This window comes from Phenylobacterium sp. (genome assembly GCF_041916435.1).
Lineage (GTDB): Bacteria > Pseudomonadota > Alphaproteobacteria > Caulobacterales > Caulobacteraceae > Phenylobacterium.
Genome location: NZ_JAYRZM010000004.1, coordinates 434,483 through 448,131 on the forward strand (window position 1 = coordinate 434,483; position 13,649 = coordinate 448,131).

Genomic DNA, 13,649 nt, shown 5'->3' on the forward strand with positions numbered 1-13,649 from the left:
GATGGGTTGTCGTTATTTATTCGATGATTAAAATTCACGCGACCGTTACATGTATTCTCAAAAATATTGTGAATGTGTATCACCAATGTTTGACATGCATTGATCGATCCGTTATGTCATCCGCGACCTTGCGGGGGACAACCCGGGGAGATCCCGAAATCAGCTAGCGGCCACAGCGTCGCTTACACCACAGCGGAGGCCAACCGTGCTCAAAGACGGAACAGCCACGCGGTCTTGTAACGACGTAGGACCGACGGCGTTCGAAACCCTCGCCATCATTGGCGCAGGCGCGTGGGGAACCGCGTTCGCTCTCACCGCCCATCGCGCGGGCCGGCGCGCGCGCATGCCCGTCGCCGAGGCCATGTCCAGCCTCATGACGTCCGACCTGCGCGCCGCGCCCCCTGGCCTCGAAGACGGCGCGCGCATTCCCAACCCAGCCCGGCCCCAGCCGGAAAAGGAGCGCATCTCCGCATGACGACCCCCAACCTCGTCCTCGCCACCGACCTCGACGGCACCTTCCTGGGCGGAACCGACGACCATCGCCGGACGCTCTACGGCCATCTGTCGGCGCGGGACGACGTGACGCTGATCTTCGTGACGGGGCGCGACATCGATTTCATCGCCGAGCTGATCAAGACGCCGGGCATGCCGCGCCCGCGCTACATCGTCGGCGACATCGGCACCTCGGTGTTCGACGGCGAGACGCTGCAGCCCGTGGCCGAGCTCGAGGCGCCGATCCGCATGGCCTGGAACGACGCCGGCGAGCGGGTGAAGGCCCTGCTGGCCGGCGAGCCGGGCCTGAAGCTGCAGGACACCCCGTTCCGCCATCGGCTCAGCTACGACTACGACCCGGCCCAGCTATCGCCCTGGAGCGTCGCCAAGGTGGAGGCCGCCGGCTTCGACTGCCTGCTCTCGGCCGACCGCTTCTTCGACGTGCTGCCCCGCGGCGTCTCCAAGGGCCCGACCCTGTCGCGCCTGGTGGAGTCCCTGGGCGTGGACCGCGACACCGTGCTGGTGGCCGGCGACACCATGAACGACCTGTCGCTGTTCCAGACCGGCTTCAAGGGCGTGGCCGTGGGCAACGCCGAGCCCCGGCTCGCGCGCTCCGTCGAGCGCATGCGCAACGTCTATTCGAGCCGCCTGCCGGGCGCGGCCGGCATCGCCGACGCCATCCGCCACTTCAAGTTCAAGGGAGGCCCGATCCATGAGCAAGTCGTCTCTGGTCATCGTCTATCATCGGCAGCCCAGTGAAGAGGTTCTGGAAGGCGGCAAGATCGTCTACCGCACCCACAAGAGCCCCAACGGAATCGTCCCGACGCTGAAGAGCTTCTTCAACCGGCTCGATCCCGGCGCCGGCGCCTGGGTGGCCTGGAAGATCTACGATCCGGAAAAGGGCGTGGACTTCGAGCGCGTCGTCCACGTCGAGGATCCGCGCGGCGGCTACACCGTCTCGCGCCTGCCGCTGACCAAGGAGGAGGTGGAGAGCTTCTACCACATCACCTCCAAGGAGGCGCTGTGGCCGATCCTGCACTCCTTCCCCCGGCTCTATCAGTACGAGAACGTCGACTGGGAGACCTTCCGGGAGGTGAACCGCAAGTTCGCCGAGGCCGCCGCCGAGCAGGTGGAGGACGACGGCCTGGTCTGGGTGCACGACTACAACCTTTGGCTCGTGCCGGCCTATCTGCGCGCGCTGAAGCCCGGCGTGCGCATCGCCTTCTTCCACCACACCCCGTTCCCGGCGGCCGACGTGTTCAACGTGCTGCCCTGGCGGCGCGAGATCATCGAGAGCCTGCTGAAGTGCGATCTCGTGGGCTTCCACATCCCGCGCTACGCCAAGAACTTCGCCGACGTGGCCCGATCGCTCTGCGGGGCGTCGATCGAAAGCACGGCGCCGGCCGAGGGGGGCTTCTCGACCTCGGGCATGGCGCTGTCGGAGCCGGACTTCCCCGACGTGCTGCGCGCGGAGGGCCGCGCCGTGCGCCTGGGCGTCGCGCCGGTGGGCGCCAATCCGGAGCTGATCGATTCCATTCTGGCCACGGACGAAAGTCACGAGCAGCAGCAACAGCTTCTGGCCGAGCTCGGCGGTCGCACCCTGCTGATGACCGTCGGGCGCACCGACTACACCAAGGGCATGATCGAGTGCCTGCTGGCCTTCGAGCGCCTGCTCGAGCGCCGGCCCGACCTGATCGACAAGGTCAAGATGCTGGTCACCTCGGTGCGCGCCGCTTCGGCCATGACCATCTACGAAGACACCCAGCGCGAGATCGAGGCCACGGTCGGGCGCATCAACGGCCGCTTCTCCAAGCTCGACTGGACGCCTGTGGTGCTGTTCGGCGCGGCGATCCCGTTCGAGCGGCTGGTGGCGCATTACCGCATCGCAGACGTCTGCCTGACCACGCCGCTGCGCGACGGGCTGAACCTGGTGGCCAAGGAGTTCGTCGCCGCCAAGCAGGGCCATGCGGGCGTCCTGGTGCTGTCGGAGTTCGCCGGCTGCGCGGTGGAGCTGGGCGATGCGGTGCTCACCAATCCCTACTCCAACCGTTCCATGGACGCGGCGATCGACGAGGCGCTGAAAATGCCGGCGGAGGAATCCGTCCGCAGGATGCAGGCCATGGACAAGGTGGTGCGCCATTTCGACCTGGGCCACTGGGCCGACGAAGTCGCCGAGCAGTTCGGCGACATCGCCTTCGCGCCCCGCCGCCACGCGGCCCCGGACGCGGCCTGATGCGCGGCTGGTTCGCCGCGGTCCTGGCCGTCGTCGCCCTTGCCGGGGGGGCGGCCGGCGCCCAGCCGGCCAGGGCGCCGGTGGAGATCTCCATCTCCTGCGGGGCGCTGGGCGTCGAGCTCCAGCTCTGCACCGACGCCGTCCACCGCTGGGAGAAGAAGACCGGAAACCGCGTCCGCATCGTCTCCACGCCCAACTCGTCCACCGACCGGCTGGCGCTCTACCTGCAGATGCTGGCCTCGCGCACCGACGAGTTCGACGTGCTGCAGATCGACGTGGTCTGGGCCGGCATCCTGGCCGACCACCTGATCGACCTTCGACCCTATCTCGGCGACGCGCCCAAGGCCCATTTCGCCTCGCTGATCCGCAACGACACGGTGAACGGCCGGCTGGTGGCCATGCCCTGGTGGACCGACGTGGGCGTGCTCTACTACCGCAAGGACCTGCTGGCCGAATACGGCTTCGCGCCGCCGCAGACCTGGCAGGAGATGACCAGGATCGCCCGCGCCATCCAGGCCGCCGAGCGGGCCAAGGGCCACACGCGCATGTGGGGCTACGTCTTCCAGGGTCGGGCCTACGAGGGCCTGACCTGCAACGCGCTGGAGTGGATCGACAGCTTCAACGGCGGCGCCATCGTCGACGCCAAGGGCGACATCACCGTCGACAATCCCCGGGCGATCGAGGCGCTGTCCCTGGCCGGCTCCTGGGTCGGAACCATTTCCCCGCGCGGCGTGCTGAACTACGACGAGGAGGCCGCCCGCGGCGTCTTCCAGACCGGCGATGCGGTGTTCATGCGCAACTGGCCCTACGCCTGGGCGCTCGCGCAGGGGCAGGACAGTCCCGTGCGCGGCAAGGTCGGCGTCGTGCCCCTGCCCAAGGGCGGGCCGGGCGGCAAGCACGCCGGAACCCTCGGCGGCTGGCACCTGGCGGTCTCGCGCTATTCGAAGCATCCGGCGGAGGCCGCCTCGCTGGTCGCCTTCCTCACCAGCGCGCCGGAGCAGAAGATCCGCGCGGTGAAGGCGGCCTACAACCCGACCATCCCGGCGCTCTACGGCGATCCGGACGTGCTGGCCGCCAATCCCTTCTTCGGCGCGCTCCTGCCTTCGCTGGAGAGCGCCACGGCGCGCCCCTCCCGCGTCGCCGGGCCCCACTACAATCGCCTGTCCAGCGACTTCTGGCGCGCCGTCCACGACGTGCTCACGGGCGATCCGGCCGGGCCGCGCGTCGCCGAGCTCAATTCCGACCTCGACCGACTGAAATACAGGGCGCGCTGGTGATGGCCGAAGAGACGAGCGAAGCCTCGCGCGAGCGCGTGCGCGCGGCCTGGACCTTCCTGGCGCCCATGCTGGTCGTCCTCGCCCTGGTGGCCGCCTGGCCGCTCGGGCGCACCATCTACTACTCGCTGACCAACGCCACCCTGGTGGACATGAGCCGCTACAGCTTCGTGGGGCTCTCCAACTACCTGGCCTACGACCATGGCCGCTGGTACGGCGTGCTCAGCGATCCGGAGTGGCTGGCGGCCCTGCGCAACACCATGGTGTTCGCGGCCATCTCGGTCACGCTGGAGACCATTCTCGGCCTGGCCATCGCCGTCCTGCTGAACCACAGCTTCCCCGGCCGCGGCCTGATGCGCGCGGCCATGCTGGTGCCCTGGGCGATCCCCACCGTGGTCTCGGCCAAGATGTGGAGCTGGATGCTCAACGACCAGTTCGGGGTGGTGAATGACGCCCTGATGAAGCTGGGGCTGATCTCAACGCCCGTGGCCTGGCTCGCCGAGCCGTCGCTCTCCATGGCCTCGGTGATCATGGTCGACGTCTGGAAGACCACGCCCTTCGTCGCCCTGCTGGCGCTGGCCGCCCTGCAGATGGTGCCCAAGGACTGCTACGAGGCCGCCAAGGTCGACGGCGTCAACCCGGTGAAGGTGTTCTTCCAGGTCACCCTGCCGCTGATCCGGCCAGCCCTGGCGGTGGCGGTGATCTTCCGCCTGCTGGACGCCATGCGCATGTTCGACCTGGTCTACATCATGACCGGGACCACCGACGCGACGATCACCCTGTCGGTCTTCGCCCGGCGCGAGCTGGTCGACTTCCAGGACGTGGGCTACGGCTCGGCCGCCTCGACCATGCTGTTCTTCGTCATCGCCCTGATGACGGTGATCTACATGATGGCCATGCGGCCCGGCGCGCAGGAGGCCCGCCGATGAGACGCTTCGCCTCCGCCGCGGGGCTGGCGCTCGCCTGCGTCGTCCTGCTGATCTTCCTCTTGTTCCCCTTCTATTACGCGATCCTGACCTCGCTGAAGTCGGGCTCGGACATCTTCCGCGTGGACTACTGGCCGGCTGATTTCGACCCGGTGAACTATGTCCGCATCTGGAAGGAGCAGCCCTTCGCGCGGAACATCCTGAACTCCGTGGTCGTGGCGATCTCGGTGGTGGCGATCTCGCTGCTCCTGGGCGTCACCGCCGCCTTCGCCCTGGGGCGCGTGCGCTTCGCCGGGCGCGGCCCCTTGCTCTACACGATCCTCGGCGTGTCGATGTTCCCGCAGGTGGCGGTGCTCTCGGGCCTCTTCGAGGTGATCCGCCTCTTCCGCCTCTACGACAACCTGGGCGGGCTGATCCTGTCGTACATGATCTTCACCCTGCCGTTCACGGTCTGGGTGCTGACGACCTTCATGCGCGACCTGCCGGTGGAGATCGAGGAGGCGGCGATCATGGACGGGGCCGGGCCCTGGACGCTGGTCACCCGCATCTTCCTGCCGCTGCTTGGCCCCGCCCTCGCGGCCACGGGCCTTCTGGCCTTCATCGCCGCGTGGAACGAGTTCCTCTTCGCGCTCACCTTCACGCTTTCCAACACCCAGCGCACCGTGCCGGTCGCCATCGCCCTGATCACAGGGGCCAGCGAGCACGAGCTGCCCTGGGGAAACATCATGGCGGCCTCGGTGATCGTCACCGTGCCGCTGATCGCCCTGGTGCTGGTCTTCCAGCGCCGCCTGGTGGCCGGGCTCACCGCCGGCGCAGTCAAGGGATAGTCATGGCCGCTCTCAGCCTCGAAAACCTCGTCAAGCGCTTCGGCGAGACGGAGGTGATCCGCGGGATCGACCTGCAAATCGAGGACGGCGAATTCGTCGTCTTCGTCGGGCCGTCCGGGTGCGGCAAGTCCACGCTCCTGCGCCTGATCGCGGGCCTGGAGGACGCCAGCTCCGGGACCATCCGCATCGGCGAGGCCGACGTCACCCGCCTGGCGCCGGCCAAGCGGGGCGTGTCCATGGTGTTCCAGTCCTACGCGCTCTATCCGCACATGGACGTCTACCGGAACATCGCCTTCGGCCTGACCCTGGCCAAGACCGCCAAGGAGACGGTGGACGAGCGCGTGCGCCGCGCCGCCGACATGCTGCAGATCGGCCAGCTCCTGAAGCGCCGCCCACGCGAGCTCTCCGGCGGCCAGCGCCAGCGGGTGGCCATCGCCCGGGCCATCGTGCGCGATCCCAAGGTGTTCCTGTTCGACGAGCCGCTGTCCAACCTCGACGCGGCCCTGCGCGCCCAGACCCGTCTGGAGATCGCCCGCATGCACGAGGATCTGGCCGCGACCATGATCTACGTGACCCACGACCAGCTCGAGGCCATGACCCTGGCCGACCGCATCGTTCTCCTGAACGCCGGGCGCATCGAGCAGGTCGGCGCGCCCACCGAGCTCTACCACCGCCCGGCCACCCGCTTCGCCGCCGAGTTCATGGGCTCGCCGACGATGAACATCATGCCGGTCACGGTGAAGGACGGCGCGGCGGAACTGGCCGGCGGCGAGCGCGTGGCGCTGCCGGGCGTCGCCTACGCGGGCCAGGCCGACCTGGGCGTGCGCCCCGAGAACCTGGCGCTGGCCGACGAGGGCCTTTCGGCCAAGGTCGTGCTGGTCGAGGAGCTGGGCGAGGCCCGCATCGTCCACGCCGCCCTGGCCGATGGAACCATGCTCTCGGTGCGCCACCCGGCCGACGGTCCCGAGCCGGCCCGCCACGCGGCCGTCAAGCTGCGCGTCGACCCCGAGCGGCTCCACCTCTTCGGCCCGGACGGCAAGCGGATCGGCTAGGCCGCGGTCGGCTCCGGCGGCCGCCCGCCCAGGCGGTCGGCCAGCATGAAGGTCAGCGGATTGAGCGTGATCGAGATCAGAGCCGCGGCCAGGATCAGGTCGTGCGTCTGGCGGCTCATCACGCCCAGCGACAGACACAGCCCGGCCAGGATGAACGAGAACTCGCCCACCTGGGCCAGGCTCGCCGCCACGGTCAGGCTGGCGGCGCGCTCCAGCTTGAAGATCGCCGTGATCGCCAGGGCCGCCAGCGACTTGCCGACGATCACGATCGCCAGCACCAGGGCCACGGTCAGCGGCTGCTCGATCAGCACGCGCGGGTCGAACAGCATCCCCACCGAGACGAAGAACAGCACCGCGAAGGCGTCCCGCAGCGGCAGCGACCGCTCAGCGGCGCTGTGGCCCAGCGGCGAGCCGTTGACGACCAGCCCGGCCACGAACGCGCCCAGGGCGAACGAGGCGCCGAACACCTTGTAGGCCACCCAGGCGATGCCCAGCGCGATCGCCAGCACCCCGAGCGTGAACAGCTCGCGCGAGCGGGTGTGGGCGATGCGGGTCAAGAGCCACGGCAGCACGCGTCCGCCCACCACCAGCATCGCGGCGACGAAGACCCCGATCTTCAGGAGGGTCAGGCCGATCCCGGCGGCGACCTCTTGCGGCGTGGCGCCGGTGCGGCCGAGCAGCAGCGGCAGCAGCACCAGGGCCACCACGATCACCAGGTCCTCGACGATCAGCCAGCCGACCGCGATGCGCCCGACGTCCGAGGCCAGCTGGCGCCGTTCCTCCAGCGCGCGGATCAGCACCACGGTCGAGGCGATCGACAGCGAAAAGCCCATCAGCCAGGCCTCGAGGTCGCCCAGGCCCACCAGCCGGCCCACGCCCCAGCCGAGCAGCGTGGCCAGGACGATCTGGGCCAGGGCGCCGGGCAGGGCCACGTGGCGCACCTTCATCAGGTCCTTCGGCGAGAAGTGCAGGCCGACGCCGAACATCAGCAGGATCACGCCGATCTCGGCGAGCTGGGGCGCCAGCTCGGTGTCGGCGACATAGCCGGGGGTGAAGGGGCCCACCGTCACCCCGGCCAGCAGGTAGCCCACCAGGGGCGACAGCTTGAACCGGTTGGCGATCATGCCGAAGACGAAGGCGAGGACGAGGCCGCTGACGAGCATAAGGATCAGGCTGTCGGCGTGCGGCATCAGGGCTCCGGCGTCGGGAAGGGGGCTTTCGCTACTTGGGGGCCGGTCCCGGTGCTGGCAAGGCCGCCAAGCCCCCGCGCGAGGCGCCCGCGGCCGATCTGCGCCCGTGTGTCGCCCAGCGGTCACGCTCGCCTTTGCGGCCGTCATCGTGGTAGGCGCTAGATCGCCTCGAGTTTAGTGTCCGCGCGCCGCCAGACCGGCCGCGCGGCTTGCATGTTGGAGCCTTCGCAGGGGCCGGATGCGTATACTGATCTTCACAGACCCGCGCGTCGGCCGCCGCATCCGCGAAGCCGCGTCCGCCGAGCCGGGCGTGACCTGCGCGTTCGCCGCGACCGGCGAGGAGGCGCGATCGCTGTTCGACGGCGACAAGCCGCAATTGCTGGTTCTCGACGCCGAGATCGACTTCCAGACCTCAGCGGAATTGGCGCGCGCGGCCGCTCAGAGCGCGGCGGTGATCTTCGTGCGCCCGGGCGACGCCATCGTGGCCGAGGCGCTGGGCGAGCTGCGTCCGTTCGGCTTCATCGATCGCGGCTTCGACGAGACCGAGCTTCTGCACCTGATCAGCAAGGCGAGGCGGGCCATGCCCGAACCCCCTGCCAAGAAGCCCTGGCGGTTCGCCGGCCGGCCGTTGACCGACGTCGTCGGCGTGGGCTGCGCCCTGGCCGCGGCGGCCGTCGGCTTCCGGGCCCCGGCGCTGTTCGCCGCCCTCGGCCGGCTTCCGGGCGAGTATCTCGCCGCCGGCGCGCTCAGCCTGCTTTCGCTCAGCCTGTTGCTGCGCACGCAGCGCACCATGGCCTTCGCCCAGCTCTGCGCCGTCACGGTGATCACCATCGCGCCGACCTGGCGCTAGCCGCCGCCCTCTGTCAGGCCTCTCCGGCCATGCTCAGGATCACCGCCCATTCCTCGGCCGTCACCGGCACGACCGACAGGCGGAACTGGCGGAACATCTTCATGCCGGCGAGCTTCGGTTCGGCCTTCATCTGGGCGAGCGTCACCGGCGCCTTCAGCGGCCGCACCGGTTCCACCTCCACCGCCACGAACCGGCCGGCCGGGTCGGTGGGATCGATGAAGGCCTCCTTGGACACGCGCATCAGCCCCACCGCCGCCAGGTCCTTCTGCGAGTGGTAGAACAGCGCCTGGTCGCCGACCTTCATGGCCTTCAGGTAGAGCGCGGCCTGGTTGTTGCGCACGCCGTCCCAGTTGGTGCGCCCGTCGCGCTGCAGGTCGGCGAACGCGTACTTTTCCGGCTCCGACTTCATCAGCCAGAACCCCGATGTCGTTTCCATGTGCTCCCCCCCTTCGTGCGATCTAGATAGCGGTCTCGAACAGCGGACGCCATGGCGGCGAGGAGGGCCGGGATGAAGCGCGCGACAGGCTTTGCAGCGGTCCTGGCGGCGGTCGCGATCGGCGGGGCGGCCCGGGCGGACGAGCTTCCCGCCTCGCCGCCGCCGGCCATCGCCGCGCTGGTCGGCGAGTTCGGCCCGGACGACGGTCTCCTCACCGTCTACGAGGACCACGGCGGCCTCTACCTGAACGGCCGCGGCTTCAAGCGCGCGCCGCTGCAGCCGCTGGGGCCGGGCCGCTACGCCCCGCCGGACGCGCCGCCCCGCGCGATCGTCCTGTCGCCCGACGCGGTGGAGGCGGGCGGCGAGCGCCTGCCTCGCCGCGACATCGGCGCCGAGACGGTGGCGACCATCCAGGCCGGCGTGAAAGCCGATCCCGACGCCCTGCGCGCCGAGGCCATGGCCGCCAAGCCGCCGCCGGAGCCCGAGCCGAAGCGGGCCTTCGACCTCGTCGACCTGACCACCGTCGATCCGCTGATCAAGCTCGACATCCGCTACGCCACCACCAACAACTTCATGGGTTTTCCGCTCTACGCCCATCCGGCCGCGTTCATGCAGCGGCCCGCCGCCGAGGCGCTCGGGCGCGCGGCCAAGGCGCTGGAGGCCGAGGGCTACGGCCTGCTGATCCACGACGCCTATCGGCCCTGGTTCGTCACCAAGATGTTCTGGGACGCCACCCCGCCGGCCAGCCGCGTGTTCGTCGCCGACCCGGCCAAGGGTTCGCGCCACAACCGCGGCTGCGCGGTGGACCTCACCCTCTACGACCTGAAGACCGGCAAGCCGGTGATCATGACCGGCCGCTACGACGAGATGTCCAACAGGTCGTATGCGGACTATCCCGGCGGCACCAGCCGCCAGCGCTGGCTGCGCGGCCTGCTCCGCCGCGAGATGGAGGCGCAGGGCTTCTCGGTCTACCCCGAGGAATGGTGGCACTTCGACTACAAGGACTGGGCCGACTACGGGATCGGCGACGTCTCGTTCGAGGCGCTCGAGGCCCGCTGAGGCCGGCCGCCTAGAAGCGGCTGCGTCCGGCCCGCACCCGCTCCGCCGGCGCCTGGAACACCGCCGTCAGCGTGGTCAGCTTGGCCCTGGCCACCACCAGCACCCCGTCGCCCGGCTCGAAGCGCACGTCGGCCGCCGGCCGGGTGAGCGCCTCGCCGCTCCTGCGGTCGATCTGCACCACGAAGAAGGCGCCCTTTCCGCGTTCCTCCACCTCGGCCACCGTGTGGCCCACCGCCGCGGCGTCCTGCGGCACGGTGATCATGTCCAGGTGCAGGCCCAGGTCGCGCAGGGTCTTGTCGAAGTCGCGCATCTGCTCGGACTCGCGCACGAACCGCGCGGTCTCCGGGTGCAGGATCATCTCGGCGATCCGTTCGGCGCCGATGTGGGTGGGCAGCACCACCTTGTCGGCCCCGGCGTAGATCAGCTTGCTCTCAGTCGAGGGCTGTTCGCCGCGGGCGATGATCGTCAGCTTGGGATTGAGGCTGCGGGCGCTGAGCGTGATGAACACGTTGGCCGCGTCGTCCGGCAGCACGGTGGCCAGCACGCGGGCGCGCTCCACGCCGCCGGCCTTCAGTCCCGCCTCGTCGGCCGCGTCCACCTGCAGCGCCAGGAAGCCCATGGCCTGGGCCTCGGCCACGCGGGCCTCGCTGCGGTCCAGCACGAGCAGGTCCGTCCCGCCGTCCTTCAGGTCCTTGGCCAGCATCACGCCGATGCGGCCGAAGCCGCAGATGATCACGTGGCCCTTCAGTTTTTCGATCTCCGAGTTCACCCGCGTCAGCCCCAAGAGTTCGGTGATCTGGCCGATGGTGAACACCTGCACCAGCGCCCCGGTCAAGACGATCATGCCCGTGCAGCCAAGGGCGATGGTGGCCACGGTCACCGCGTGCAGCGCCGCGGTGTTCACCGGATGGACCTCCTCGTAGCCTACCGAGAAGATCGTCAGGATCACCATGTAGGCGGCGTCGCCGAAGCCCCAGCCGGCGGCCATGTAGCCCACCGTCGAGGCCGCCATCACCAGCGCCACGAAGCCCACCGCCACCGCCAGGTTGCGCAGCGGCGAGGCCAGAAGCCCCCGTACCCTGTCGTTCATCGGCGCGACCGCCCCCGCCTGGCCCCTAGTTCGCGGCCTGGATCATGTTGCGGACAAGCGGATAGATTTGGCTAGACCATTTGCGCCCGCTGAAGACGCCATAATGCCCGACGCCCGGCTGCAGGTGGTGGCGCTTGCGGTTGCGGTAGATGCCGCGGCACAGGTCGTGCGCCGCCACCGTCTGGCCCACCGAGCAGATGTCGTCGCGCTCGCCCTCCACGGTGAACAGGGCCGTCTTGCGGATCGCCGCCGGGTCGACCTTGCGGTTGCGCCAGGTCAGCTCGCCCTTGGGCAGGAGGTGCTCCTGGAACACGCGGTTGACGGTCTCCAGGTAGAACTCGGCCGTCAGGTCCAGCACGGCGAAGTACTCGTCGTAGAAGGTCTTGGCGGTGGTCGCCTCGGGGGTCCGCCCCGCCGCCAGATGGCTGAACATGTCCACGTGGGCGTCCACGTGGCGGCCGAGGTTCATCATCATGAAGGCGGTGAGCTGCACGAAGCCGGGATAGACCTTGCGGCCCGCGCCGGGGTAGCGCGCCGGCACGGTGGCGATCAGCTCCTTCTCGAACCACTCGATCGAATTGTTCGTGGCCAGCTCATTGACCTTGGTGGGGTTGATGCGCGTGTCCACCGGCCCGGCCATCAGGGTCATGGTCAGCGGCGCCGCCGGGTGGTCGTCCTCGGCCATGATCGACACCGCCGCCAGGGCGTGGGCGCAGGGCTGGCACACGGCCATCAGGTGCGATCCCGGGCCCAGGGTGTCGAGGAAGTCGATCACGTGGGCGACGTACTCGTCGAAGCCGAAGGCCCCGGCGCTCAGCGGCGCCTCGCGGGCGTTGCGCCAGTCGGTGATGTAGACGTCGTTGTCCGGCAGCAGCACGTCCACCGTGCCGCGCAGCAGGGTGGCGAAGTGGCCCGAGAGCGGCGCCACCAGCAGCACGCGCGGCTGGTCCGGATCGCCTTCCTTGCGGAACCGCACCAGGTCGCAGAACGGGGTCGACTTGACGATCTGCTCTGTGACCGGCGTCTCCTCGCCGGCGACCTTCACGCTTCTGAAGCCGTAGTCGGGCCGGTGGTGGGTCAGCCCCGCGCGGCTCAGCATCTCCCAGCCGGCGCCCAGGTGGCCCAGCGGCGGCGCCTGCCGCAGCCAGGGCGGCCCCAGCGACAGCGCGCCGTTGGCCAGCCCGGCGGCCAGCCGCATGGGCGCTAACAGATCGGCCTGGGCCTGGAAGGCTCGATACTTCATGGACCCCGCATCCTGCCGGTCGGGCCGGCGTCCCGATCCATGGCGCAAAACCCCGGGTCGATGTCGCCGCCTGTCCGGCTTTGTCCTATGCAAGGACGGGGCGAGGGGCCGATGACCGCTTTTCGTGGCGCTCGCACCCGCCAGGCGCCCAAAAATTCGGCATTCGCCGGGCGGCGGCGCGACCCGGCGCGCGGGGTTGGACGCCGCTTCCTGATCGGCCCTAGGGCTTTGTGGACGGTCGTCTGGAGGAACGGATCGCGGCGATGGATCGGCCCCTGCTCACCATAAGCAGCCGAAATTACTCGTCTTGGTCCCTGCGCGGCTGGCTCCTGTGCCGTTTCGCGGGCCTGGCGTTTGACACCGAGATGGCGCCGGTGGACGACGCCTCGACGCGCGCCGAGCTTCTGCTGCTCTCGCCCTCGTTCCTCACGCCCTGCCTGACCTACGAGGGGATCCAGGTGTGGGACACCCTGGCGATCGGCGAATTCCTGCATGAGATTTTTCCGGAGGCGGGGCTGCTGCCGGCCGACCGCGCCGAGCGGGCGCGCTGCCGCTCGATCTGCGGGGAGATGCACTCCGGCTTCGCCAACCTGCGCGCGGCCCTGCCGATGAACCTGAAGGCGCGCCATCCGGGCTTCAAGGTCTGGGCCGGCGCCCAGTCCGACATCGACCGGATCACCGAGATCTGGCGCGAGGCGCTGGGCGCGTCGGCCGGCCCCTTCCTGTTCGGCGAGCTGACCATGGCCGACGCCATGTACGCGCCGGTCTGCACGCGCTTTTCCACCTACGACGTGGCGCTCGATCCGGTCTGCGCGGAATATCGCGACCGCATCCTGGCCTTGCCCTACATGCGCGAGTGGACCGAGGCCGCCCTCAAGGAGCCTGACGAGGTCGAGGAGCTGGACGTCGAATTCTGAGCCGCCTGCGCTCTTGTGAGCGGCCGCCGCGGCGCTAGGACTCTGCATCGCAACCCCATC

Annotated in this window: 14 protein-coding genes; 10 read left to right on the plus strand and 4 right to left on the minus strand. The window is 69.5% G+C overall.

Going from position 1 to position 13,649, the window contains the following annotated elements; genetic code table 11:
* The first annotated feature begins 205 nt into the window (after positions 1–205).
* Genes ACE3TA_RS13515 through ACE3TA_RS13545 form a run of 7 tightly spaced genes read left to right on the plus strand, consistent with a single transcriptional unit; the run spans position 206 to position 6,804 of the window.
* A complete protein-coding gene (locus ACE3TA_RS13515) occupies positions 206–475 on the plus strand; it encodes a hypothetical protein (RefSeq protein ID WP_374574503.1) in 270 nt (89 codons plus the stop codon).
* A complete protein-coding gene (locus ACE3TA_RS13520; protein WP_374574505.1) occupies positions 472–1,251 on the plus strand; it encodes an HAD family hydrolase in 780 nt (259 codons plus the stop codon). The genes ACE3TA_RS13515 and ACE3TA_RS13520 overlap by 4 nt, the downstream gene beginning before the upstream one ends.
* Positions 1,205–2,725: a glucosylglycerol-phosphate synthase gene (gene ggpS / locus ACE3TA_RS13525; protein ID WP_374574507.1), complete on the plus strand. Its 1,521-nt coding sequence runs from the start codon at positions 1,205–1,207 to the stop codon at positions 2,723–2,725. Before ACE3TA_RS13520 ends, ggpS begins: the two co-directional genes overlap by 47 nt.
* A complete protein-coding gene (locus tag ACE3TA_RS13530) occupies positions 2,725–4,002 on the plus strand; it encodes an ABC transporter substrate-binding protein (protein WP_374574509.1) in 1,278 nt (425 codons plus the stop codon). The genes ggpS and ACE3TA_RS13530 overlap by 1 nt, the downstream gene beginning before the upstream one ends.
* Positions 4,002–4,928 carry a carbohydrate ABC transporter permease gene (locus ACE3TA_RS13535; RefSeq protein ID WP_374574511.1) on the plus strand — a complete coding sequence of 309 codons (927 nt, stop codon included), beginning with the start codon at positions 4,002–4,004 and terminating at the stop codon, positions 4,926–4,928. Before ACE3TA_RS13530 ends, ACE3TA_RS13535 begins: the two co-directional genes overlap by 1 nt.
* Complete coding sequence (locus ACE3TA_RS13540) at positions 4,925–5,752, plus strand: carbohydrate ABC transporter permease (RefSeq protein ID WP_374574513.1); 828 nt, start codon at positions 4,925–4,927, stop codon at positions 5,750–5,752. Before ACE3TA_RS13535 ends, ACE3TA_RS13540 begins: the two co-directional genes overlap by 4 nt.
* A gap of 2 nt (positions 5,753–5,754) precedes the next feature.
* Positions 5,755–6,804 carry an ABC transporter ATP-binding protein gene (locus tag ACE3TA_RS13545; protein ID WP_374574515.1) on the plus strand — a complete coding sequence of 350 codons (1,050 nt, stop codon included), beginning with the start codon at positions 5,755–5,757 and terminating at the stop codon, positions 6,802–6,804.
* Here ACE3TA_RS13545 and ACE3TA_RS13550 read toward each other — a convergent pair.
* On the minus strand, positions 6,801–7,994 hold the full coding sequence (locus ACE3TA_RS13550; RefSeq protein WP_374574517.1) for a cation:proton antiporter: 1,194 nt from the start codon (positions 7,992–7,994) through the stop codon (positions 6,801–6,803). The genes ACE3TA_RS13545 and ACE3TA_RS13550 overlap by 4 nt on opposite strands.
* A gap of 238 nt (positions 7,995–8,232) precedes the next feature.
* On the opposite strand from ACE3TA_RS13550, the gene ACE3TA_RS13555 reads away from it, so the two are divergent.
* Positions 8,233–8,844, plus strand: a complete 612-nt coding sequence (locus ACE3TA_RS13555) for a hypothetical protein (protein WP_374574519.1) — start codon at positions 8,233–8,235, stop codon at positions 8,842–8,844.
* 13 nt (positions 8,845–8,857) lie between these two features.
* On the opposite strand, the gene ACE3TA_RS13560 is transcribed toward ACE3TA_RS13555, so the two are convergent.
* Positions 8,858–9,280 (minus strand): EVE domain-containing protein, encoded by a 423-nt coding sequence (locus tag ACE3TA_RS13560; RefSeq protein WP_374574521.1) that lies wholly within the window; start codon positions 9,278–9,280, stop codon positions 8,858–8,860.
* Positions 9,281–9,352: 72 nt separating this feature from the next.
* On the opposite strand from ACE3TA_RS13560, the gene ACE3TA_RS13565 reads away from it, so the two are divergent.
* On the plus strand, positions 9,353–10,339 hold the full coding sequence (locus ACE3TA_RS13565; protein WP_374574523.1) for a M15 family metallopeptidase: 987 nt from the start codon (positions 9,353–9,355) through the stop codon (positions 10,337–10,339).
* 10 nt (positions 10,340–10,349) lie between these two features.
* Here ACE3TA_RS13565 and ACE3TA_RS13570 read toward each other — a convergent pair whose 3' ends face one another.
* The gene (locus ACE3TA_RS13570; protein ID WP_374574525.1) at positions 10,350–11,429 is read right to left on the minus strand and encodes a TrkA family potassium uptake protein; all 1,080 of its coding nucleotides are present in this window, start codon (positions 11,427–11,429) and stop codon (positions 10,350–10,352) included.
* A gap of 25 nt (positions 11,430–11,454) precedes the next feature.
* The gene (locus ACE3TA_RS13575) at positions 11,455–12,672 is read right to left on the minus strand and encodes a polyhydroxyalkanoate depolymerase (protein ID WP_374574527.1); all 1,218 of its coding nucleotides are present in this window, start codon (positions 12,670–12,672) and stop codon (positions 11,455–11,457) included.
* 263 nt (positions 12,673–12,935) lie between these two features.
* Between ACE3TA_RS13575 and ACE3TA_RS13580 the strand changes: the two genes are divergently transcribed.
* Positions 12,936–13,589: a glutathione S-transferase family protein gene (locus tag ACE3TA_RS13580; protein ID WP_374574529.1), complete on the plus strand. Its 654-nt coding sequence runs from the start codon at positions 12,936–12,938 to the stop codon at positions 13,587–13,589.
* Positions 13,590–13,649: the final 60 nt, after the last annotated feature.